The organism is Candidatus Desulfatibia sp. (genome assembly GCF_036446775.1).
Classification (GTDB): domain Bacteria; phylum Desulfobacterota; class Desulfobacteria; order Desulfobacterales; family UBA11574; genus Desulfatibia_A.
On record NZ_JAZFTO010000186.1, the window covers coordinates 1 to 24,065 of the forward strand.

At 47.1% G+C, this 24,065-nt stretch carries 19 protein-coding genes, 1 tRNA gene and 1 pseudogene; 7 read left to right on the top strand and 14 right to left on the bottom strand.

Going from position 1 to position 24,065, the window contains the following annotated elements; translation table 11 throughout:
• Nucleotides 1–862: FHA domain-containing protein (locus tag V3S16_RS09150; protein WP_413884379.1), on the top strand; the 862-nt coding region annotated here is incomplete at its 5' end.
• Nucleotides 863–1,201: 339 nt separating this feature from the next.
• On the top strand, nucleotides 1,202–3,739 hold the full coding sequence (locus V3S16_RS09155; protein WP_413884380.1) for a CHASE2 domain-containing serine/threonine-protein kinase: 2,538 nt from the start codon (nucleotides 1,202–1,204) through the stop codon (nucleotides 3,737–3,739).
• A gap of 419 nt (nucleotides 3,740–4,158) precedes the next feature.
• Here V3S16_RS09155 and V3S16_RS09160 read toward each other — a convergent pair whose 3' ends face one another.
• Entirely contained in the window at nucleotides 4,159–4,914 is a 756-nt protein-coding gene (locus V3S16_RS09160) for a TerB family tellurite resistance protein (RefSeq protein ID WP_413884381.1), read from the bottom strand.
• A 234-nt stretch (nucleotides 4,915–5,148) separates the two neighbouring features.
• Between V3S16_RS09160 and V3S16_RS09165 the strand changes: the two genes are divergently transcribed.
• From V3S16_RS09165 to V3S16_RS09175, 3 genes are all read left to right on the top strand, one after another.
• The gene (locus V3S16_RS09165; RefSeq protein WP_413884382.1) at nucleotides 5,149–5,346 is read left to right on the top strand and encodes a hypothetical protein; all 198 of its coding nucleotides are present in this window, start codon (nucleotides 5,149–5,151) and stop codon (nucleotides 5,344–5,346) included.
• 454 nt (nucleotides 5,347–5,800) lie between these two features.
• The gene (locus V3S16_RS09170; protein ID WP_413884383.1) at nucleotides 5,801–6,142 is read left to right on the top strand and encodes a cytoplasmic protein; all 342 of its coding nucleotides are present in this window, start codon (nucleotides 5,801–5,803) and stop codon (nucleotides 6,140–6,142) included.
• Nucleotides 6,143–6,156: 14 nt separating this feature from the next.
• Nucleotides 6,157–7,344, top strand: a complete 1,188-nt coding sequence (locus V3S16_RS09175; RefSeq protein ID WP_413884384.1) for an MFS transporter — start codon at nucleotides 6,157–6,159, stop codon at nucleotides 7,342–7,344.
• A gap of 79 nt (nucleotides 7,345–7,423) precedes the next feature.
• Here the strand turns inward: V3S16_RS09175 and V3S16_RS09180 are convergent, their stop codons facing one another.
• From V3S16_RS09180 to V3S16_RS09210, 7 genes are all read right to left on the bottom strand, one after another.
• Complete coding sequence (locus tag V3S16_RS09180) at nucleotides 7,424–7,873, bottom strand: NUDIX hydrolase (RefSeq protein WP_413884385.1); 450 nt, start codon at nucleotides 7,871–7,873, stop codon at nucleotides 7,424–7,426.
• Between the two features lie 120 nt (nucleotides 7,874–7,993).
• The gene (locus tag V3S16_RS09185; RefSeq protein WP_413884386.1) at nucleotides 7,994–8,911 is read right to left on the bottom strand and encodes a DUF4384 domain-containing protein; all 918 of its coding nucleotides are present in this window, start codon (nucleotides 8,909–8,911) and stop codon (nucleotides 7,994–7,996) included.
• Between the two features lie 20 nt (nucleotides 8,912–8,931).
• Nucleotides 8,932–9,648 (bottom strand): 16S rRNA (guanine(527)-N(7))-methyltransferase RsmG, encoded by a 717-nt coding sequence (gene rsmG, locus V3S16_RS09190; protein WP_413884387.1) that lies wholly within the window; start codon nucleotides 9,646–9,648, stop codon nucleotides 8,932–8,934.
• Between the two features lie 133 nt (nucleotides 9,649–9,781).
• Entirely contained in the window at nucleotides 9,782–10,621 is an 840-nt protein-coding gene (locus V3S16_RS09195; RefSeq protein WP_413884388.1) for a carbohydrate ABC transporter permease, read from the bottom strand.
• Complete coding sequence (locus tag V3S16_RS09200) at nucleotides 10,621–11,571, bottom strand: carbohydrate ABC transporter permease (protein ID WP_413884389.1); 951 nt, start codon at nucleotides 11,569–11,571, stop codon at nucleotides 10,621–10,623. Before V3S16_RS09200 ends, V3S16_RS09195 begins: the two co-directional genes overlap by 1 nt.
• 9 nt (nucleotides 11,572–11,580) lie before the next feature.
• A complete protein-coding gene (locus tag V3S16_RS09205) occupies nucleotides 11,581–12,618 on the bottom strand; it encodes an ABC transporter ATP-binding protein (protein ID WP_413884390.1) in 1,038 nt (345 codons plus the stop codon).
• A gap of 177 nt (nucleotides 12,619–12,795) precedes the next feature.
• The gene (locus V3S16_RS09210) at nucleotides 12,796–14,223 is read right to left on the bottom strand and encodes an ABC transporter substrate-binding protein (protein WP_413884391.1); all 1,428 of its coding nucleotides are present in this window, start codon (nucleotides 14,221–14,223) and stop codon (nucleotides 12,796–12,798) included.
• 559 nt (nucleotides 14,224–14,782) lie between these two features.
• Here V3S16_RS09210 and V3S16_RS09215 point away from each other — a divergent pair.
• Nucleotides 14,783–15,550 carry a Smr/MutS family protein gene (locus V3S16_RS09215; protein ID WP_413884392.1) on the top strand — a complete coding sequence of 256 codons (768 nt, stop codon included), beginning with the start codon at nucleotides 14,783–14,785 and terminating at the stop codon, nucleotides 15,548–15,550.
• 31 nt (nucleotides 15,551–15,581) lie between these two features.
• Here the strand turns inward: V3S16_RS09215 and V3S16_RS09220 are convergent, their stop codons facing one another.
• From V3S16_RS09220 to mfd, 3 genes are all read right to left on the bottom strand, one after another.
• Nucleotides 15,582–16,469: a hypothetical protein gene (locus V3S16_RS09220; RefSeq protein ID WP_413884393.1), complete on the bottom strand. Its 888-nt coding sequence runs from the start codon at nucleotides 16,467–16,469 to the stop codon at nucleotides 15,582–15,584.
• 6 nt (nucleotides 16,470–16,475) lie between these two features.
• Nucleotides 16,476–18,005 (bottom strand): glutamine-hydrolyzing GMP synthase, encoded by a 1,530-nt coding sequence (gene guaA, locus V3S16_RS09225; protein WP_413884394.1) that lies wholly within the window; start codon nucleotides 18,003–18,005, stop codon nucleotides 16,476–16,478.
• A 327-nt stretch (nucleotides 18,006–18,332) separates the two neighbouring features.
• A complete protein-coding gene (mfd, locus tag V3S16_RS09230) occupies nucleotides 18,333–21,845 on the bottom strand; it encodes a transcription-repair coupling factor (RefSeq protein WP_413884395.1) in 3,513 nt (1,170 codons plus the stop codon).
• A gap of 247 nt (nucleotides 21,846–22,092) precedes the next feature.
• On the opposite strand from mfd, the gene V3S16_RS09235 reads away from it, so the two are divergent.
• Nucleotides 22,093–22,168 (top strand) — tRNA-Thr (locus V3S16_RS09235).
• 342 nt (nucleotides 22,169–22,510) lie between these two features.
• Here V3S16_RS09235 and V3S16_RS09240 read toward each other — a convergent pair.
• The 3 genes and pseudogenes from V3S16_RS09240 to V3S16_RS09250 form a co-directional block, all read right to left on the bottom strand.
• Nucleotides 22,511–22,582, bottom strand: a pseudogene (locus V3S16_RS09240) (DNA-binding protein HU); the annotation flags it as partial.
• An 84-nt stretch (nucleotides 22,583–22,666) separates the two neighbouring features.
• Nucleotides 22,667–22,897: a KH domain-containing protein gene (locus tag V3S16_RS09245; RefSeq protein WP_413884396.1), complete on the bottom strand. Its 231-nt coding sequence runs from the start codon at nucleotides 22,895–22,897 to the stop codon at nucleotides 22,667–22,669.
• A 489-nt stretch (nucleotides 22,898–23,386) separates the two neighbouring features.
• Nucleotides 23,387–24,065: response regulator (locus V3S16_RS09250; protein ID WP_413884397.1), on the bottom strand; the 679-nt coding region annotated here is incomplete at its 5' end.

Consider the following 24,065-nt stretch of genomic DNA (forward strand, 5'->3'; position numbering starts at 1 on the left):
ACCGGGCACAGCCGACCAAGTCAAAGGTGTTGTAAAGATAAAAACAAGCATCAAACCGGAAGGAGCGATTGCCAAAGTAAGATACTATGTAGATGCCAGCCTAAAAGAAGAGCGTGCCATTGCTCCGTTTGATATTTTTCACTGGGATACAGCCGGACTTCCCGGCGGACTCCATATCTTGCGTGTCGAAGCCATTGACGTCAGCGGACGGACCGGATCAGCCGAGATGACTCTAAAAGTGGCGGCGCCATTGACTCGACCGGCACCGCCGCCAGTGACGGCCGCCGGTGAAGGCAAACAGGCAAAGCCTGCCAGTACTTGGATTGCCGGACTCGTTTTACTGCTGGCCTTTGCCGGCGGGATTGCCTGGTGGTTTCTCGGCAAACAAAGACAAACGGTTGCGGGCGCAGGTACGCCGGACGAAACCATGCTTCCTGATGAGGGACCTTCAGAGGATATAGAAGATGAAACCGTATTCATGGAGGATTATCAGGATTCGCCGGCAATGCCGCCCGCTTCGGTTAAAGTAGTCAAGAGCGAATGCCTTGAGCCCGGAAAAAGTTTTAAGGTTACCGGTATCACGCTGATTGGGCGCAGCAGCGACAATCATATTTGCATTCCTGACAAATCGGTTTCGAGGAAACACGGAGAAATCTACTTTGAGGACGGCGAGTTCCGTATCCGTGATTTGGGCAGCAAAAATGGTATCAAGGTCGACGGCAAGAGAATATTGGCGGGCGGGATAACCCTGAGTAGTGGTGCAAAAATACAGCTTGCACCGCAAACAATCTTAGAGTTTCAGAGCATTGCTTTGGTGAAAGAGGTCGAATTTGATGATAAGACCCGCAGATATGATGTTTGACGCTACACTAAATCAAGATTTTACCCTAACGACCATTAATCTGTATAGCTAATTATGAGGATAGGCGTAAGGCAGTCGCTTTTACGAGATCGATGCTGGATGCTAGATGCTGGATATTTAGGAATGCTCTAATAGTGAAGTCCAAAAACATCCAGTATCCAGGAACCAGTATCCAGTATCCAGAATCAGCCAATACTGGCAATGGTTTTCGTTGTAACGGACTATATCGAATACATAATTTTATGCAACTATAGTATTTACTTTGTATAGTATACAGCTTTTTTTCTATTGGCTTACGCTCTATCGAGGTTAAAGATTTAGGAAGCCGGGGGATTTAATATGGGCATTCTCAAAAGACATCCAGCAAAAGCTCTGGGCCTGGGTGTAACAGTTATCTTTCTGCTGTTGGGGTTGTTGCGCATCGATTTTCTCGACACAATGGAACTCAAGTTCTACGATCTAATGATGGAGTTGAGGAGTGATCCCCAGAGTCCGAGTGATATCGTCATCGTAGATATTGACGATGACTCCATTGAAAAACTGGGGCGTTGGCCCTGGCCCCGTTCTCTATTAGCCCAGGGCCTTAATAAGATAAGTATGGGCAAGCCCAGAGTTGTCGGGCTTAATTTTATTCTAAGTGAATCCGAAGAGAGTGCCGGTCTAAAGGTGTTAAGGGACCTGGAGGCTCTTTTTTCCAAAACTGTTTTAGACCAGGCCGGTAAAAAGGGGCAAATGTTTCTAAATGCCATGAACAGTGCCGAAGAAAAACTGGATAACGATAAAAAACTGACCGCCTCGCTACAGGCCGCCGGCAAAGTCGTTCTCCCTGTCTTTTTCAAAGCATCGGCAACGGGTGTTAAGGGTCCGCCCGAAACCAACAAGAGTCTTATAGATCAGTCTATCCTGATGGTTAGCGATCCTGACGGGCTGGGTGTCCCCATGGCTGATGAGATAACCCTGCCCATTGATGCATTTTTCAAGGCAGCTACAGGAATCGGCCACATAAACCTGGGTTATGACATGGACGGAACAGCCCGGCGTGAGCGGCTTTTATACGAATATCGCGGGCTTTACATCCCGGCATACACCGTAAAACTGGCCGCCGAGTATCTTAACCTTCCGAACAGCAAAATACGGGCTGTTTTGGGTTCGGCCGTCTATCTGGGCAGCCTCAAGATTCCGACGACCTGGAGTACCGAGATGATGATCAGTTTCAAGGGTCCCCGCGGTTCTTTTAAGAGTTATTCCTTTTTTGACGTCATCAATGACAAGATCCCTGCTAACGTCTTTAGAAACAAGCTTGTTTTGGTAAGCGCATCTGCGTCGGGTATCATGAATCCGCTCAGCACACCCACCGATCCGACCATGCCTGTTGGGGAACTCACTGCTCACACCATCTGGTCCATCCTTAATAAAAAGTTTATTAAACAGCCTTCCTGGGTTTCATCCGCAGAGCTTTTGATGATACTTGTTTTAGGGCTGATAATCACCTTTGTTTTGCCGAAATTAAAAGCCGGGCTTGCGGGTCTTGGTTTTTTTATTCTGCTGATTACCCTTATAGGGGGATCGACTTATTTATTTGTATCAAACGGTCTTTGGGTATGGGTCACTTATCCCCTTTTACAGCTTGTATTGGGGTACATCGGTGTGGTCAGTATAAAATACTTTGTAACCGAAACCCGTAAAGAGAAAGTGGAAGGCGAATCAGCTGAAACCAATCGAATGCTGGGGCTTTCATTTCAAGGCCAGGGGATGCTGGACATGGCCTTTGACAAGTTGCGCCGGGTGCCGGTGGACGACGAAATGAAGGATGTCCTTTACAACCTGGCCTTGGACTACGAAAGAAAACGGCAATATAATAAAGCGGCTTCCGTTTTTGAATATATTGAAGAACATGATGCCAAATTTAAAGATGTAGTTGAGCGTAAGAAAAAGTTAGTTCAGACCAGCGAGACCATGATATTCGGTGACGGTTTCCTGGGCGGATCTCCAGGAGACGAACTTTTGTCCGGCACTACCGATACCCGCCCGACCCTGGGCCGGTATGAAGTGATCAAACAATTAGGCAAAGGTGCCATGGGTATTGTCTACCTGGGCCAGGACCCGCGCATTAACAGGCCCACCGCCATCAAGACCGTGCGGTTTAGCGATGACTTCGAGCCCGAAGAAGCCGAGAAAATGAAAGAAGCATTTTTTCGGGAGGCTGAAAGTGCCGGGACGCTCTCGCATCCCAATATCGTAACCATTTACGATGCCGGTGATGAACAGGATCTGGCTTACATCGCCATGGAATTTTTAGAAGGTGAAGACCTGGATAAATATACCAAAAAAGATAAACTCCTGCCCATGCGCAAAGTAATTGATTATATCGCCGACCTCAGCGATGCGTTGGATTATGCACACCAGAAAGGGATCGTTCATCGCGACATCAAACCGGCCAACATAATGCTTTTGAAAACAGGTGTTGTAAAGATTACCGATTTCGGTATTGCCAGGATCGCGGCAACCTCCCAGACCCAGACCGGCGTAGTCAAGGGGACACCGTACTACATGTCACCGGAACAGTTTGCCGGTGAAAAGGTCGATGGAAGATCGGATATTTTTTCAGTCGGGGTCATGCTGTTTCAGCTGCTTACCGGCGAATTCCCTTTTCACGGCGAAAATCCTATGGCCCTGATGAACCAGATAATGAATGTTCCTCATCCGGACCCGAGAAAATTCAACCCCAAAATTGTAAAACCGCTTGTAACCATCATCAACAATACCCTGGCAAAGGACCGCGAGAAGCGTTATCAAAAAGCGTCCCAGTTGTGCAGCCATCTACGAGCGTTAGGGAAAAAGATCGACGCTGTTAGGGCTAAAAAGAAATCGGGATAATCTAAAGGAAATCATCCGGCGGCGGCTGTGCGAATGTCAAAGACGGCTGTTGGTGGTATAACCGCGCCGGCAACGAAATACTTGACCCAACAGTATTTTTGTTATATAGATCCCCTATCTCTACAGGCACAGACATCGTAAGTTATAGCGTATCATGGTGTAATATTTTGGACAAAAAACTCCGTTTCCAGCCCAGGAGTTGGGTTAAAAGGTTCACGGTTCAGAGGTTCAGAGGTTGATCCACCCATGTTATTAACCCAATGGAATTAATGGTTAAGGAAAAAAGCGCGAAGCGCTTAACCCTGAACCGGGAACCCGGAACCTTATAACCCAGACCGACCTGATGTCCAATTTATATGCAATCCCATGGCCTATAAAGATCTACGGTCATTTATATAATGTAAATAACGAGGTCTGCACTAAGTAATTCTTCTCTCTTTCTTGATCACTTCATAGGCTTCTTTGATTTCACGGAATTTGTCACTGGCAAATTTGGTAAACTCGTCCGGCAGGCCTTTTGATGCGATTTTGTCCGGATGATAATCCGAAACAAGCTTTCTGAACTGTTTTTTTATGTGCTCATTTGAATCATTGGGGTTACATTCCAGAATGGCATAATACTTGTCCAAATCTTTAACATATCGCGACTTAAGCTGTCTGTATTTTTCATCACTGAAGTTGAATATTCTTACAGCCGTAAGAATAAGTTTTTCTTCACTTGCGCTGATCGTCCCGTCAGCGACAGAGACTCTGACCAAAATATCGATCATTAGATCAAGCATCTGGTATTGAGTTTGAAACTGATTGTAAAATTGGGCGGCAAAATTGTGAAAACTTTCTTGAGACTCCAAAGCGGCATTAAATATATTTCTGGCAATTCTCCGGCTTTCGGGGTCCAGACTCAGGTCGTGCGCCATAAAGTTTTCAACAGCATCAATTTCTGCTTTTAAGATTCGGCCGTCGGCTTTAACGAGTTTGGCAAGCATGGAAAAGGCCGCGACAAAATAGGTCAGTTGGGCCTCTTCACCGGTTGAAAGCCGGGGCTGCCCCCCGACGTGGTAGTGCTGTTGATCGGAATCAAGCGCGTGACCAAGCGCCGCACCGGCAATGGCCCCCAGGGGACCACCCAATGCAAATCCGATAGTACCGCCGACAATTTTTCCAAATAAACCCATTATATCTCCCTTGTAGGCGTTCACCGGTTCAGAGTTCAGAAGTTCAGGGTTCAAATTTCTGAACCCCTGAGCCTGTGAACGGTTACTCTCCCTTCAATGCAGCCTCAAAAGTCAGATACCACACTTTTACGGCGTTTCCAAACGGTAAATGGACTTGAATATTATTAAGTTAAATAGTAATGTAATAATCTGTAAATAATCTGTGCATTCTCAAATAAATAAGGATTATAAGCTATGAATACGCCGACAATAATCGTTACGATTTTAACACTTTGGTTAGTAATGGGATTGGGCTTTTTGGCTGAATATGTCAACGTACGCAGAGAAGGCAAATCTCTATTCGAGGCCTGGATCTCATATGAAGGGCTATTGTTTATTTTAAGCATTGCCATACCAATTATTATTATGATTCATAGAACCGCATCGGGTTGATATGATTGATTTTACTCTTCTGAGTGATTTCCTTCATTCCTTAAATGATCATGGTTTAGGATATAAATCTGACTGAAGATCAGAAACAATATATTTTTTTGTGGTTGAACGCCTTTCAAAAAGTACACCGAAAAATCCAAGAAATTATAACCAGCACAAAAGACGAAAAGGTTCAAGCAGCCCATATCTGGTTCGGCAAAAACCTATCGCAATTAAAACGCGATGGAGATATACCCAAGGCAATTCTATGAGTCTCCTTTTATTCTTGACAGCACCCAGCGATTCGGACAAATGGACGAAGATGCAGGCATAGACGCCCTCATTATGCGTCCAGGGTTTTTTTTGCTTAAAATTCCACTCGAAATATTAGTACAATGGAAAAAAGTGCAAAAAATGCAGTTGAAGTCAAAATTAGATAGCATTATAGAGGACAAAATAGAAAAGGAGATGAACCATGCACAGTGCTGACGAAATTAATGCAATTGAGTTACAGGTGAATCAGAACAACCTTTACCTTGAGGAGTCCTTTACTGATCTCGATATGGCTTCCATCCGCCGCCTGACGCCGGTAAAACCAAACGGGATTAAAGATAAAAGCCGCAAACCGATTTTCGTAGGGCACACGCAGTTGATGACCCCCCAGGGACCCTTGCCTATTCAAAGTCCGTTGGAGGCCAAGAACCTGAAAGAGGCCATGGAAGAATTCCCGGCAGCCATGAAAATTTCCATTGAAAAGATGCTGGAAAATTTAAGGAAAATGCAGCAAAAAGAAAAATCCAGAATAATCGTACCTTGAGTTTATTTGTACTAATGTTTGAGTTACACAAAAAACGTCCGGACGTAACCGGATTAGGCCTTCAGGCCGTAGTATTTTATTTAGTGGCCGCGGCTTTCAGTACTATTTACATTCTTCAGCCCGTACTGCCCGTGCTGCAAGGAGAATTCGGGATTACCGAAACCCGGGCGTCATTTACCATTTCATTCGTTATCCTCGGTATCGCTCTTTCCACATTGCCGTTTGGCAAGTTAGTGGATCGTTATCCAATCAAACCCATCATTTTAACAGGCGGGTTGGTAGTTACGGGGTGTGGCCTTTTCAGCAGCATAACCCGCAGTCTGCCCCTTCTGGTTGCCGCACGATTTATACAGGGGCTCTTTATCCCATCCTTGACAACCTGCCTGGCAGCCTATCTGGCAAGAAACTTACCCCAAGAACGACTCAACGTTGTGATGGGATCTTATGTATCGGCCACGGTTGCCGGCGGTCTGGGAGGCCGTTTGCTCGGAGGTTGGATCCACCAGGTACTGCACTGGCGCTATGCTTTTGGGATTACTTCTTTTCTGCTCCTGTCTGCAACAATCGCAGCGGTTTGTCTACTGCCCCGGGAAGAAGGCAGCGGCGAGATTGAAACCGAAGCCGCGGGTTTTATCGCCCTGCTTTCACGACCGGATCTCATGCGCATCTACATTGCGGTCTTCGGGGCTTTCTTCGTATTTTCTTCGATCTTTAATTACCTGCCTTTTTATCTCTCGGGGCCTTTTTTTGAGGCCTCCACCACAATCATTACGATGATGTACCTGGCATCCATTTCCGGAATTATCGTCGGCCCGCTGGCCGGTAATCTCTGCAACCGTATCGGCAACGGCAAAACCATGTTGCTGGGTGTATTGGTTTTCGGTCTGTCCATCGGAATTACGCTGATCCACTCGTTGGTTGTAATTATAGTTAGTCTTTTGGGGGTTTGTGCCGGCTTTTTCACAATACACGCCGCCGCCGTTGGGTCGCTCAACCGCAAATTGACCGCCAGCCGGGGCCGTGCAAACTCTTTATATGTACTATTCTACTACCTTGGAGGTTCCATTGGCATCACCATCAGCGGTTATGCCTATATGTTTGCCCGTTGGTACGGAACCGCAGCCTTAGGCGTTTTGATTCTGGCAATTCCACTGTGGGCCGGTATCACAGAAATGCGCAAGGAGAACGCGCCGCGGCCGTAGCGAAGGCCCAAAAGTTCAGCGCTTTAAGCAAGTCCGAAGTGCTCATGCTACAAATTCCGATATTAAGTGCAATTCGGGATTATGTCCCGAAATTGAAGCGCTGTCTTAATAGTTTCAAAGTCGCTGGGCTGACCGGCAGCGTATTCAGCTTTTCGGGAGAAATCCAGCGGGCGCGCACGGCATCATCGCCCGGTTGTGGTTCACCGCTAATATAATCAGCCGCCAGATCGACAATTACATAATGGAACCGCACACGTTCCGCATCATCGCGATCAATAACATCAAATGTAAAAATAGGTTCACGGGCTCGAATGGTAATGCCGGTCTCTTCTTTAATCTCCCTCTCCGCGGCTTCCGGGAGGGTCTCTCCCAATTCCACTCTACCGCCGGGAATGGCCCACTGTTCTTCTGCCGGCGGATTGGCCCTTAGAACCAGCAAGACTTTGTCATCCTTAAATACAATGGCTCCCACCGCCACCTGCGGCTGATCCGGATAAAAAGAAGGGTTTGTAGTGGCAGACTTTTGCATAATCTCTTTAAAGCAATCCTTCATCCTTTAAGTGTCTGAGTAACCCAGATGATACCGGATTTAATCTTTTCGCTCTGAGCAAATGTGATAATAGCTGCCGGTACTTGCATGTATGTTATCCTATCTTCCGGTTCTGATTTTCCAGGCAGCCTCATAAAATTCAGCTCCCGATCCAGTATCAGCGGCACCGCCCACGACGGCGATGCCGCGGGTCTTTGCGGCAAAGGCCGCGCGGGTTCCCCGGTAGCGGGATAATCCCTGACCTACCTCTTCCATATCTACTTTTCCCAAGGGAACCTGGCTGGCATAAACGACAATCTGATCTTCACCGTAGGGGGGGCTGACCGTCAGTGAAAAAAGATCGCCCTGGTCCGGAATCTTGTAAATTTTGCCGGCCTCAAAAAAGTTGATTTTTCGATATGCATTGGGCAAAAGCTGAATAATCGTACCATCCGAGGAAATGTTTACGATCCGGGCGTAAAAATTACGATTCCCCTGGACAAATATGTTGATATTGTCACCGTCTTTATATTGCTTTTTGGACGTCCACACTTTAACCGTCAAGGGGCCGTCCGCATCCATTTCATGTCCCTTAGCCCCCTGCCCTTTTGGTTCCATTCCGTATTCGACCTCCGCCTTGATCCAGACGTGATAGCGCGTATTGTCTTCAACGCCATGGTCTTTTTGTTCCAGTATCGTCACAGCTCCTTCGGCCGAAGCGGTGATCTTGTCGGATTTGATCACAAAATTTTCGACCTTGGTCTTGGACTGGATATACGTGCGCGCCATTTCAACCGCTTGCCGTTTAGCATTGGCAAATGCCGCCGCTCGTGTTTCGGCCAGGGTCATATCCTCAGAAAGAAAAGCATAACCGTCCACAGACCGAATCAAGGAGCGTTTTTCCTTGTCGGGTGTCACCTGAACGGCGCGGGTGGTCTGGCTATCAGCTTTTGGAGGGACAATCCAAAACAGAGCAAGCAACGCCGTCCCCAGGCATGTTAGACGCATCGCCGAGCGATAAGGAAAAGAAGTTTTCATAAGACCCTCCTGTATCAAATTTAAACCTTTCTAAAAATAATAAGCGACCGTTGTGATTCAAGATACGGGAGTGTGTATGTTTCCACCCTTAAAGAATATAGAACATTCCCGATTTTCAATAGTCCGGTATGTGTATCGATCTGCGCTCGAAGAGCTTCGATCTCCTGCTGCAAATCAGGACCCTTTAAGGCCATAATAGCCCCGTCTTTTGCCAGCAGGGGAGCTGCCATTGACACAAAATCTTCAATGGACGACAGCGCGCGACTTATAATGACATCAAAGCAATTTGCAGCAGCAGGTTCTTTAGCAAAATCTTCGGCCCTCACATGACGGGCTTCTATGTTTTCAAAATTTAAGGTTCGAATCGCATGTTTTAAAAAGCTGATCTTTTTACGGGAAGCATCTATCAGCGTAACCTGCAGTGAGGGTATCATGATTTTCAGCGGAATTCCAGGAAAACCGGCGCCTGATCCGATGTCCAGCATTGTGGCCCCCGGTGATATCAGCGAACCCGGGATTAGTGAATCCAAAAAATGTTTCACGGCAACATCCAAGGGGTCTGTAATGGCCGTAATGTTGGTTTTGCGGGACCATTTCAACAGCAAACCAGCGTGGACGGCAAACTGCCGGGCTTGATTCCGGCTTAACCGCATATCAAAATCTTTAGCGCCGTCAATGATCAGCTGTTTCCACTTTTCCGAGCCGATTTCCATGCTTTCATCCGTTGCCCGTCTCATATCAACACCACCGGCGGTATCCGGATACGCAAACTGTTTTATTTCAGCCCAAATCGGAGATTAAGTCAATAAAGAGACTGTTAGCTTGCCGTGAACAATTGGACCTAAGGGGTATTCCCAGAACGTTCGGCACCTACTTGATCGCCCCCAGGGTAAAGCCGGCGATGAAGCGATCGAGGAAGAGGGTGTACAGGATGGCAACGGGAATGCTGGGGATCAGGGCTCCGGCCATCAAAGGGCCCCACTCGAAAAATTCCCCGATAAGCTCCGTCGGCACCCCGATGCTTACCGTTTTTAGCGATGAGCTGGAGATAAAGGCCAGGGCGTAAATGAACTCGTGCATCGACAGGGTAAAGGCAAAGACCACTACGGTAAGGAGCCCGGAGATTGAGAGGGGCAGGATTATCCTCACCATGGCCCCAATGCGGCTATACCCATCGACCAGGGCTTGCTCCTCTATGTCGCGGGGGATAGATTTGAAAAAACCCATCAAAAGCCAGGTACAAAAGGGGATGGTGAAAGTAGGATAAATCAGGATTAAAGACCACAACGATTCTTGAAGCCCTAAAACGCCGATAACCCGGGAGAGAGGGATAAACAAAAGCGTGGGCGGCACTAAATAGGTCAGAAAGATACAGATGGCCAGGTTTTCGCCCCAGCGTCCCGCCCAGCGCGCCAGACTGTAGGCGGCCGGTACGGCGAGGACCAGGGTGATGACCACAACCATCAGCCCGACGAAAAAGGTGTTGAAGAGATATTTGACAAATAAGGTATCAAAGAAAAGATGGTGCAGATGCTCCAAAGTTGGGGGCTCGTTGAAGAGGAAAGGATTGTTCTCCAGCGTATAGAGATCATGGGTGCTTTTGAACGAGGTGATGATCATCCAGAAGAAAGGAAATGCGCTAAACAGGGCGAAAAAGCTCACAACGGCATACAAAAATCCCCGCTTTCCCAATCGTTTTAAGCTCGCCATTATGTCACCTCCGTGCGACGTGCAAAGCGGAGGATGAGGACCGCCACACCCGCCATTACCGGGAATAGAAATACAGCGACGGCCGCGCCCTGGGCCAGATCTCCCGCTTCGATCCCTTTAAAAAAAGCCCAACTGGCCAATACCTGGGTGCTGTGAATCGGCCCGCCTTGGGTAAGCACATACACCACGGCAATGTCGGTGAAGGTAAAGACGATCCCAAAAAGAAATGCAATGGCGAGGATCGGAAAGAGCAGCGGGATCGTGATCTGGAACAAACAGCGCCAGAACCCCGCTCCATCAACCTCGGCGGCGTCGAGAATTTCCTGGGGAATAGCCGTCAAGCCCGCCAGCAGAATCACGGTCGACAAGGGAAGCATCCGCCAGATGTGGACCAGAATAACGGAAAACATCGCCAGGGCCGGCACCCCCAGCCAATACATATTGGAATTGGCCCCGAGGATGGCACCGGGGGTGCCGAGGAGACCCAGATAACGCAGCATCCAGTCAATGGGGCTGAAGATGGAATCGAGCATCCACAGCCAGCCGAGCGTCCCCAGGGCGATGGGAGCCGTCCAGGGCATGAGGATAAGAAACCGCACCAGCCACTTCCCTCGAAAATCTTGGAGAAGGGCCAGAGCCAGGATTTTCGAGAGCACCAGCACAAATATTTGGGAAACAAACGTGAAGATCAACGTGTTCTTCAACGACTGGCGGAAGACGGGATCCATGAGAACATCCTGAAAATTCCTCAAGCCCACAAAATTGAGGGTCGGATCGCCGATGGTGGCGTCGCTGAGGCTATAGTAAATGGCCATGAAAAACGGAATTCCTACCAGAACCGCAATATAGAGAATAGCAGGGGCTATCAAAAGCGGGGCTATCACCCGCTCCCGGTCCCAAATATGACGAAAGCGGCCCGTAAATTCCTGTTTATTTCCGTTAGCTCCCATCGTTTCCTCTTAAATGCCGTCATTTTCAGTGCGCAGGCCGGTCGCCCTATCGAAAAGCTTGATATTCTGGGTCCGGACAGCAAATTCATAAACCTGCCCTTCTTTGATCGGAACAGACACATTGAGAGGAACCTTGGCAATGGTCGCAGTGTCTTCCTCATCCCCGTCGTTTTTCAGAAAACCGTAAAGAAGCCGGTCCGATCCCAGATGCTCAACCCGTCGCACATAAAACCGGAAGCTCTTCAGATCGGCGCTGACATCATATATCTCTTTGGGCAGAAAATTTTCGGGACGAAAACCCACCAGAACATTATTCCTCTGGATGAGGTTCATGGGAGGCGTCCCCATGAAGCTGGCTACAAAGGTATTGGCCGGCTCATGATATACTTCGTGGGGCGTGTCGATCTGCCGGATCTTGCCCAAATCCATTACGGCAATACGGTCCCCCAGCCCCATGGCCTCCACCTGATCATGGGTCACATAAATGGTGGTGGTTCCTATGTCCTGTTGAAACCGCTTAAGCTCATATCGGGCCGAATTCCTGAGCTTGGCGTCGAGGTTTGACAGCGGCTCATCAAATAGAAACACGCTGGGCTCACGCACCATGGCCCGGGCCAAGGCCACCCTCTGCCTTTCCCCTCCGGAGAGCTCGCGTGGTTTGCGATGAAGCAGCGTTTCGATGCGGAACATGGACGCCGCCGCCTCGACTTTTTGCTGCCATTGATCCTTTTTTACCCCTTGAGCTTTGAGAGGAAAGACGATATTTTTGAAGACCGTCATGTGGGGGTAGAGGGCGTAGCTTTGAAACACCATCGCGATCTTCCGGGCCCGAGGCGGCAGTTCGTTTACGACCTGACCGCCGATAATAACCTCGCCCGCGCTCGGCTGCTCAAGGCCGGCGATCATTCGCAATAGCGTCGTTTTCCCGCAACCCGAAGGGCCCAGCAGCACGAGGAACTCCCCCTCGTGGATGGTTAAATCAACGCCGTCTACCGCCTTCACCTCGCCGAAATACTTCTTAAGACCTCTGGTCCCAACTTGAGTCATCAATCCCTTCCTTTATATTGTGAATTCCATCTGGTAGAAGCTACTTAGTGCTCTAATTCGTAAATTCGATTACGTATTTATGAATACATGTACTTAGCTTAAAGCAAAACTGAAGGCCCGGCAATTTCCAGGGCCTCCAGTCCCTATCGCTAAGACTCCGTTGACGCAAGCATCATTTTACATGGTTCCGCCAACAAGCCCCTTCCGGCGCCACTTTTTGAAAATCGCCTTGATCAATGTTTCTGCCTGTGCTACTGCCAATTTAGGCTTCATGCCCCGAGCGGCATTAGCCATCATGTTGGGCAGGACGAAGGTACCAAAGACCTCCCCGATGGCCGGACTGGACGGTCCCGGATGACCCACGGCGGTGCTCCATTTCTCTGCCTCCTTCAGGACTTTCAATTTATCGGTGGCCTCACCCGCAAGGGCGAAGGGGTCCTTGTCGAACCACGTATTGTGCAGATCCCGCAGTTTCTTGGCCCCCCGCACGCGGGCATAACCCCGGTCGCCCGACGGCACGGGGGTGTCAAAGAAGGCGGGGGAATTGTAAAGCTCGCTATTATACATCGCCTGATCATAGTTCTCCACCAAAGCAAGCAGGAATTCCTTGGCCGGGTCAACATTCTTGGAGTACTTCGGAATGATGTAGTTGAAGATGACGTGCTCGCTGGCCCAGCGCGTTCCTCGCGGGCCGGCGAGCGGCGGCACGAAGAAGACATCCTTGGCAATCTCCGGCTTTTTCTTTTGGCCGCTGCGATAGGCCGAGATGGAGTTGAGGATGTAGGAGGCTTTACCTGCGATGAGGGCCCGGTTGTTGGATGCCGCGCCCCAGGCAAATACCTCGGGTGTCATTGACGCCTTATACAGCCTGGCCATGAACTCCACAGCCTTTATTGTCCGCTCGTTATTTATGATCACGTTTTCATTTTTGTCCTGTACGCCGGTATCATATGACCACAACAAGGCGCGGGCAGCCATATTCGAGTCGATCTCTTGAGACAGGCCGATGCCCAATTGCACCCCGTGTTTGGCCTTAATCTCTCCGCCATAGGTGATCAAATCTTCCCACGTCTCGGGGCCTTGAGGCTTGCCCACCTTCGCCCACAGACTCTTACGGTAGTCCCCCGGGTCGATGGCCCATCCGTGGCAAAAGCCGTAATACTTCTTGGTGTTCGGATTGTAGGAACTCCGTTTGGCTAAGTCGAGCTGCTTGCCGAATCGCCTTTCCGCTTCTTGATTCACGTCGGTCAAGTCCAGCACGCTCGGCTCTAGCTGAGCCGGAGGAACAAACCACTCAATGAGGTCATGGCCTCCTCTGGCGGCCAGTTCTGCCGAGGTGCGGGCTACAACTTGGGAGATGTGGACATGGTCAACGGTGACCTTGACTCCGTTGGCCTCCCCCCATTGCTTGGCAAAGTCGTTGAACCACTTTTTGTCATAATTGGGTACGAAATGGGCCCACTGTAAGATCTTTAATGTCTTTTGGGCCGCGTGTGCCTGTCTTGGAATGATAATGGTAGGTCCCAATCCCGCTGCAAGAACTCCTGCACCGGCAGTCTTGATGAAATCCCGCCTGGAAATGGCTCTATCTGTGCTCTTTTTCATAAAGTCCTCCTTCTTTTACATGCTACTGGTTACCTTGCCTTACCTGCCATTCAGGAAGGGCAAATGCGTTGACGGATGGCAAAATAAAAAAGTTGGTACATCTATGTTAATATTTACAAGACATTAATCGGACTGACTCCCTCAAGCTGCACCGAACGGAGCGGGGGAATCAGAGTACCTTGACATAGGCTTGGATTTAATTTAATCATTGTTTAAAATTCACCTCATCGAGCTAAAACTAAGGCCAAGGTGAGAAGTAAACGCATGATACATCCGCCCCCTTGATCCTGTCAATCCAAAAAATTCCCGCAAATTTTGACTATTGCAGACAGGGGTGGTATGAGGGCTTAAACCGAACTAACCATAAAATAATTTTTTCCCCGGGATTTGGCATGAAAAAACCCTACCGCAATCCGCTGGTCACGGTCGATGTAATTATTGAAATCAACCCGGGTATCGTTCTGATTGAACGCAAAAACCGCATAAAAACGGAGTTCTGAAAAAGGATATTTTTTGAAGTTCAAAACCTTAACCCAAGTAACAATAAGGATACAATCCCGTGGACAGGGAGAAAGGTTCCAAGCCGCAAGGTGTTTTCAGGCCGTTTAAGGATTTGAAAACGCTCCTTAAAAGCAAGTCCTTCAAACTTACGGCCTCCCCTGCTGATAATTCCGGAAAATCTCCGGCGAAAATCACTACCGGGCCGCGCAGGCCTTCCGAAACCGCAAATGTTACCGCCGTCCAAAAGACTTCCGACAATGAAAATGACCTTTTCGTGATGGCCATGGCAGACGTTAAGCCCATCGCTCGCGATGACTGTTTAGAACATGACGCCGCACCCCGGTCGCCACAAACCCCTGAACATGATTACGAAGCTGAAACTCTTTTGCAGCTTGAAAAGCTTGTAAAACATGGGGAAGGTTTTGTTGTAGCGCATACCCCTGAATACATAGAGGGTACGGGTTATAATGTTCATCCGCAGCTTACAAAACGCCTGCACCGGGGAGATTTCTCCATCCAGGCGCATCTCGATCTACACGGTCTCGGTGTTAAAAGTGCTAAAAATGCCTTTGATAAGTTCTTTAAGGATGCGATTACCACCGGCAAGGGGGCCGTGCTGATTGTACACGGCCGGGGACTTTCTTCCCCGGCAGAGCCGGTGTTGAAGACCAAAGTTGTTGAATGGCTCACCGGTGGTCCCTGGCGCAAGTGGGTTGTCGCTTTTACCAGCGCCAGGTCTTTTGACGGCGGGGCCGGGGCCACCTACGTGCTGCTCAGGCAACGACCTGTTACAAGATCACAAAGAAAAAAGAAAAAACAACCATAAAATCGTATTACGATTTTATGAAATGGGGCTTTTATTGGATATCCTGCTCGATAAATGAGCCGGGTTTGGGCAGGAATGATTTATCTTCGGAAACGGGCTCGGATTCCGGCGGAACAGATGCTGTCTTTTGGGAAGATTTTGTCTGACTTTTTTTACTCGGAGGCGTTTCAACCGGACCCATCCCTTGAATCTTACTTTCCAGAGATGCGATTCTTTTATCGATATCCCGCTTGGTCTGCTGCAAAGCCCGTTGATAGTTTCTCTGTTGGTTTTTCAGGGCCAGGTCGAAAGCTTTATAATCTATTTTTACTGATGCCAGAGAAAAGACGTCCGCCTGGATCTTTATAAGATTATTTTTTATGTTTTCAAGGTTCTGGGTAAAATTCCGCAATTCTTTAGAAAATTTACCATCAACAGCTTTAATATCAGAAGCGATATTTTTAAGTTCCTGGGGAACGGGCGTTAATGTCTTTAATGTGCCGTTGATGGCCGCCAGGGCGGCGGTCATTTTGTTATTATCCGCTTTACGGGCAGCTCTGATGTATCGTATGGCAGTGTCGGCTTCCTGCAAGCTTTTATGTAAAGAAGCGGTTGTCTTTTCGATAGACGCGGCCTTTTTAGCAAAATCCGCCTGAAAAAGGGTCTGTTTTGACGACAGCGATAAAAAGCTTGTTTCCAAGTCCTTTGAAAGCGTCTTGACCTCTGTTGCGCCTGCATCAGATACTTGTCCGACCCTCGTTTGAATGTCGCGGTACGCTAAAAAAAGGATTCCACCGATCAGGCAGGGAATTAATATGGTAATCAAGGTAATGCGTCTGTTTAACTTATCGATCTTAAGTTCTTGTTTATCCTCCTGAAACTGTGCTTCTGGATTATCGTCCGGTCTTATCCTGAATTTGGGAGATTCGTTTTCCGTCATTGGTATCTATTCCCATTCGATGGTACTGGGCGGTTTGGAGCTGATATCGTATACAACTCTGTTCACTCCGCCAACCTCATTGATGATCCGATTTGAAATTTTTCCTAACAACTTGTGGGGCAACTTGGCCCAGTCTGCGGTCATGGCATCCTTGCTGGAAACCGCCCTTATGGCCACGATGTTTTCATATGTTCGCTGATCTCCCATCACTCCTACACTTTTGATTGGCAGCAGAACGGTGAACGACTGCCATAATTTTTTATAATATCCGCTATTTTTGATTTCCTCAAGCAAAATGTCATCAACTTCTCTTAACACAAAAAGGCGTTTTCTGGTGATTTCACCGATTATGCGAATGGCAAGACCCGGTCCCGGAAAGGGTTGGCGCCATATTAAGTCTTCGTCCAGCCCTAACTCCTTGCCCAGCAGGCGGACTTCATCTTTGAACAGGTATTTTAAGGGCTCCACTAGTTTCAGTTTCATATTTTTTGGAAGACCGCCGACATTATGATGTGATTTAATCACCGAAGTGGGGCCTCCAAAAGCCGATTGCGATTCAATAATATCCGGATAAAGGGTTCCCTGGGCCAGGAATTCCGCGCCTTTAATCTTTTTGGCTTCAGCCTCAAAAACATCCATAAAGACTTTGCCGATGATTTTTCGCTTTTTTTCAGGATCAGTTACCCCGCAAAGCGCTTTAAGAAATTTGTTCTTAGCGCTGACAAAACGGATATTAATGTTAAGATGCTGCTTTAATGTTTTTTTAAGCTTGGAACCCTCATCTTTTCTCAGCAGACCGTTATCCACAAAAATACCGGTAAGGTTTTTCCCGATGGCCTTGTGGATCAGCAAAGCGGTGACAGAGGAATCGACCCCGCCGCTTAAGCCCAGGATCAATTTTTTATCTTTAACGACAGTCTTGATTTGAGCAACGGATTCTTGGGCATAGGACTTCATGGTCCAGGTATGTTTGCATGCGCAGATGTCAAAAAGAAAGTTGCGAAGCATCCTTTTGCCCTTGGGAGTATGATGAACTTCGGGATGAAATTGGAGGCCGTAAAGCTTTTTTTTCGGATGAACCGTTGCAGCAATTTTGGTATTTTTCGTGGAAGCGGTTGTTTTAAAGCCCCTTGGAAGCTTGCTTATAGAATCGCCGTGGCTCATCCAGCAGTCGGTTTTTGTTCCGGTACCCTTAAAAAGCCCGGTCTGCTGTTTGATATCAAGCTCCGCAAAGCCGTATTCACGTTTATTGGTTCTTTTTACGCCCCCCCCTAAAGCGCTGACCATGAATTGCATACCATAGCAAATCCCCAAAACAGGAATCCCAAGACTCAAAATCGCCGGATCAACTTTGGGGCTGCCTTTCTCGTAGATGCTTGATGGGCCTCCGGAGAGAATTATTCCTTCCGGTTTAAGGTTCTTGATATAATCAATATCGATATCAGGAGGGTCGATCCTACAGTAAACACGACATTCTCGCACCCGGCGGGCTATGAGCTGGTTATATTGGGAACCAAAATCAATAATCAAAATCATGGAAATCCTTTTGGCATTGTTTAAGAAAAATACAGGTCCAACGATTTGCGAAAACATGCTGAATATGTTAGATGCAGTTCAAAATGTCAACTTAATTATAGATAAAGGATACTCGTTGCAGGTTGCTGATTACTGATGGTTTCGTAAAAAGTAAAAATTTCCTTTTTACGATAGTATTTTGTATTTGGTGTTTAGTGTTTGGTTATCTAACAAGCTGAGATATCAGCATATATTTAAAACAAAACACTAAATACTAAACACCAAACACCTATGAATTCGATTTTTTACGAATTCATCAACATTTTAACATAAAATTTACATAAATATTCAGTTGTTAACACGTTGTGTGATTTCTTTCAAGATGTTTTTGGTCTGAAACACAAGACTGCTGAGCGATCCTTTTGACAGTTTGGATTTCAGCACTTGGGCCGGCGTAAACTCAAAACGCTTAGATTGCCCGGCAATCAAATCTACGATTCCATCAGGTTGTTTTTGATGAGCTTCTGAAAAACAGAGTGAAAGCAGACGGCCTGAAAGATCGAGTCGCTTCACACCGGCCTTGATTGACAGCACTTTAAGCATAATTTTTAAAAAAAGGTTTTCTGTTTCAGGCGGCAAATCACCAAAGCGATCAATCAACTCTGCTTTCAAATCGGCAATCTCTTTAAGCTCTGTCATTTTTGCCAGGCGACGGTAGGCCGAAAGACGCTGGTCGATATCAGCCATATAAGCTTCCGGTATAAACGCAGACATGGCGATGTTAATCTCCGGTTCAAGGCTTTCAGGCACGGCATCTCCTTTTAACTCGGCCATAGCGTTTTCCATGAGTTTCAGAAACATGTCATATCCTACCGCCGCAATATGGCCGGACTGAGAAGCCCCCAGGACTGTTCCCCCTCCTCTGATCCTCAAATCACTCATAGCGATTTGAAAACCCGAACCTAAATCACTGTGTTCCATCAGCACTTTCAAACGTTTCCGGGCATCCTTGCCCAAATGGCTTTCACTTGGAACAAAAAGATAGGCATACGCCTGTTCGTCAACCCTGCCCACGCGGCCACGCAGCTGGTAAATCTGGCCCAGTCCGAACCTGTCAGCCCGATTGATGATGATAGTATTGGCCGCAGGGATATCAAGACCTGATTCTATAATCGTAGTGCATACCAGCATATCGATTTCTCGATTTATAAACCGCAGCATCACAGTTTCGAGTTCATTTTCATCCAACCGGCCGTGGGCAACATCAAGTCTGACCTCGGGCACCAACTTTTGTAAATACTTGGCAATTGCCCATATTTTATGAATGTTGTTGTGTACAAAAAAAATCTGCCCGTCACGGCCAAGCTCTTTGCGGATGGCTTCGACAATAACGGCTTCATCGAATTCAGAGATATAGGTGATAATTGAGCGGCGATGCTCAGGTGGTGTTGAAATAACACTGATGTCACGAATTCCCATCAAAGACATATGCAGTGTTCGTGGGATCGGGGTTGCCGTTAAGGCTAAAATATCGACCGTGCTGCGCAATTTTTTCAGCTTCTCCTTGTGCCTGACGCCAAAACGCTGTTCTTCATCAATTACAAAAAGCCCCAGATCTTTAAACAGCACATCTTTCTGAAGAAGCCTGTGCGTGCCGATAACGATATCAATTTGTCCGTTTTTAAGATTGTTGACGATGTTGCGCTGTTCTCGCAACGAGCGAAATCTGCTTAAGCAGGCTACATTGACGGGATAACGTTCAAACCGGCTGGCAAACGTCGCAAAATGCTGTTCTGCAAGGACTGTCGTTGGAACCAGAACGGCGACCTGCTTACCATTATACGCGGCCGTAAAGGATGCTCGCAAAGCAACTTCTGTCTTACCATAGCCGACATCGCCGCAAACAAGCCTGTCCATGGGAAGCTCCGTCTTCATGTCCTGCAGAACCTCTTCAATGGCCCGCAGCTGATCGGCTGTCTCTTCATATGGAAAGCCTGCTTCAAAATCCAGTGCTTCCCTGTCGACCTCGCCAAAGGCATAACCTTTTTTTACTTTGCGTTCAGCATATAGCTTGAGGAGCTCCCCGGCGATCTTTTCCGCCGATCTTTTGACCCGCGCTTTAACCCGGGCCCACGATTTGCCGCCCATTTTGTCCAGCACAGGTTCAATACCGTCAACCCCCATGTATTTCTGAATCATGCTCATGCGATCGACAGGCAAATACAACTTGTCATCACCCTGATAGATAATAAGGAGAAAATCATTGGCCGATCCATTGAGTTTCAGTTTTACGAGACCTTGATACTGTCCAATACCATGATCAACATGAACGACAAGATCGCTCTTTTTCAAATCTTCAAATGCCAAAAGCTCGGTTCTGGTTTTTTTTGCGGTCATCCTTGGCCGCCGGTGTTTTACGCCGAATATTTCATCCTCTGTAATAACGGCCACAGATTCGGACGGCCAGACAAAACCGGAGGAAATCCGCCCCAGACATACGTATGCAAGACCTTTACTTTGATCAGCATCTGAAAAGCTTTCAATAAAGCTTAGCTGTATACCGTAGGGCGCTAACAGGGATTTCAGTCTTTCCGCCTGCAAACTGGAATGGCAAACGAGAAATATGGCAATTTCGGATTGCTTTTTAGTATTGATCCAGTTTGCCAGCGGCGATAAAAGAGCCTTTTCCCGGCGACGCTTAAGTTCCAGGCTGATTGTAGTGTTGTCTTTGACTGAAAATTCAACCTGAAAGGCAGATTGCCGGCCTTCCAGGCTCACTGTAGACATGGGAAGCATCTTAACCGCCAGGGGATTTTGGGGCCCGAGGATCTCTTTGGCTTGAGTCCACTCTAAATAGAGTTTGTGCGGTTCAACACAAAGCCTGTCTTTATTGCACGCAGATATAAAATTATGGGAGGTCTGTTTTTGAAATTCTTCGGCTGCTTTTTCCAGTTCCCCCGGCTCTATCAACATATAAAGGGCCTGCTCCGGAACATATTCAAAAAAGGAAGCGAGCTTGGGGTACAAAAGCGGAATCAGGCTATCGATCCCGGGAAAGTCGCCTTCGTTCTTGATCCGATTCACCAGGTCTCTGATCTTGGTTACAGGGATCTCCAGCGTTGAAGCTTGCGCCCTTATGCGGGTTATGATTTCATCTGTATGCTCGGTTTTCAGAATCGCTTCCTTGGCCGGAAGGATGACGGCTTCGGGTATGTTTTGCGTTGTCCGCTGATCCGCCGTAGAAAAAAATCTGAGGGAATCGACCGTATCTCCGAACAACTCGATTCTCAAAGGATCAGGGTAAAGTGGTGAAAAAATGTCAAGAATGCCGCCTCTTACACAAAAATCGCCCGGCTCTTCCACGATCGTGGATTGAACATAGCCACCGCATAGCAGCTTTTTGACCAAAAGATCGCGGTCGATCTCTTCCCCTTTCATTATAAGCTCGGCATAATCAATTATTTCTTGTTTGGGGATGATTTTATGCAATAAGGCGTCTACGGTTGTCACCACCATCGGCGGCGCTGCAGCCGCTATCAGCAGATAAAGTGTGCGGATCCGCTTTGCGGCAGTCTCGCTGTGGTAAGCAAAATCCTTAAAGGGTAAAATATTATAGGGCGGGAAATAAGTGATGGGTGTATTAGTTTTTTTTGAAAAAAACAGCAGGTCTTCTAAAAAGGCCTCGGCATCTTTTGTCGATGCAACTATGGCAATCAGGGGGGCTCTGAGTTTGTTATATATCCTGCATGCAAGATAAGCCCTGTCAGCCCCGGAAAGGCCGGTGCAGTCAATCCCTTTGCTCCTTCCGGGGATTTGCTCAATCAAAGATTCAAGTGATATTTTTTCTTGATTTTGATACATAAACAAACTACGATCTCTCCGATAATCATCTCGGAAAAAGCGACCTATTTGAATAGTTAACTAAGTGCCCTTATGGCAACCAGATACTGGATGCTCGATACTGGATGGATAGTGCTTATTTTTAATTTAGGTCTGCCCTGTATCCAGAGGCCAGTATCCAGTATCTGAAACAGATATAAAATCGAGATTTTATCGGCATCAGCATTTTTATTGATATAGCACTACCAAGCGTTTATCTTTTTGTTGTGCCGGCGTAGCTCAGTTGGTAGAGCAGCTGATTCGTAATCAGCAGGTAGGCGGTTCGAATCCGCCCGTCGGCTCCAAGGTTTATAGAGGGATTTCGGATATTTATATCCGGAGCCCCTTTTTTGTTTTTATGCCCGTATCTCCTCATATTGGGGCATTTTGGGGCAAAACTGCATAAGTTTTGCACATCTTTACCTTATTTCATTGTCTAAGACAAGCGCCATGACGTGAATCGGTTGGGGTTGCGATTGGTTAACGTAATCTTAAATTTTTAGAGGGTGTGTTAAAAATAAAAATTCAGTTATCATAACATTGAGATACCCTTATGAAATCCGGGCGAGATACAATATGTGGAGTTAAAACGAAAAAAGCAGGGCCTATCAAAGACCCTGCCTATGAAGCTTACCTACGAACAAAAATTATTTCACAGCTTCCTTCAAAGCCTTTCCTGCAACAAACTTTGGCACCTTACTTGCCGCAATATATATTTCTTCTCCTTTCTTGAGACAATTTTAATTAAATCAGCAGATTTAGTTTCCAAATCAATACATTTTGTGGTTTTTTTCCCCTCGAGATCATTCTAAAATTTCAAAGACAATGCGTTTTTTTACCTTGCCAGAGACAGCGCTTAATATAGACCGTATGGCTTGAGCAGTCCGGCCTTGCTTCCCGATTACCTTCCCAATATCTTCTTTAGCGACTCTAAGTTCTAATACCAAAACGTTGTCACCCTCTACCTCTGAGACCTCTACCTGTTCCGGATTGTCAACCAATGCTTGCACAATGTGCTTGATCAGGTCTTTCATAGCTCTATCTCTTTTGTTGGCTGTTAAGAATCACAAAAATTAAGATGAACGACCCCGCGGCAAGCCACGGGGTATCAACAAATGATACTTTCTATCTTAACGCAGCAAGCTGCGGGGAATTAAACCCGACAGATTCCGCAACCTTCATCGCGTATTCATTGCAATCTGTGTAATCTGCGAAATCTGTGGATTAAAAAGTTCCTCTCAATTCTCCCGTGGTTTTTTCACTAAATTTAAGATACCAAAAGAAAATCAATATCTCAATATTAATTTATGCTTAGGGCTAATGTAGGGTTTTGAGGGAATAAAAAACCCGGGCCAAAACCCAGGTTATAGATGATTTCGTTTCCCAAGCATGCAAATTTTGGGGCTTTATTTTTTGATGTCTCAAAGGCAGACATCGTGAATTTTGGCTCCAGAGGCCCGAACACAAAATATAGAATTTTCCAACCTCCGTTCAGGCATGCTGGTGAGGATGGGGTTGTACCGCTACTTTTTCAACTCATCCCTAACAGCTATGCCCATCTTTTCTAATGTTAGCGGCTTCTTTATATATCGGCCGGCACCTAATTTTTGAGCTTTCTTCACGTCATCTGTTTCAGCGAACCCACTGGCTATGATAGCCTTTTGATTAGGATGCAGCTTTATTATTCTTTCGTATGTCTCACGACCATTTATTCCCGGGTCCATAATCATATCAAGCAATATTAAATCCACGGTATGTTCCGTCAAATATTCAACAGCTTCCTCGCCACTGGAAACGGCTTTAGTTTTATAACCTAATGTATCCAGCATTTCACAGGCTATCTCTCTTTGGCTTTCCACATCATCGACAACCAGAACCGTCTCTCCGTCTCCTTTGTAGTCGTTAATGGGTATGGACAAATCCTTATCCGACACTTCATCTCTGGTTATTGGAAAATACAATTCAAATGTTGTGCCGTTCTCGTCACTTATCACATTTAAATACCCTTTGAGGTCTTGGACAACATTCCATACAACAGCCAGCCCCAAACCTGTACCACTTCTACCCATCACCTTCTTGGTATAGAACGGCTCAAAAATCCTCTCAAGGTCATCTGGTGATATTCCCGGACCACCGTCTGATACAGACAATACGGCATATTCACCCACGTTTATATCATCATAACCCCTTACAGGTCTATCT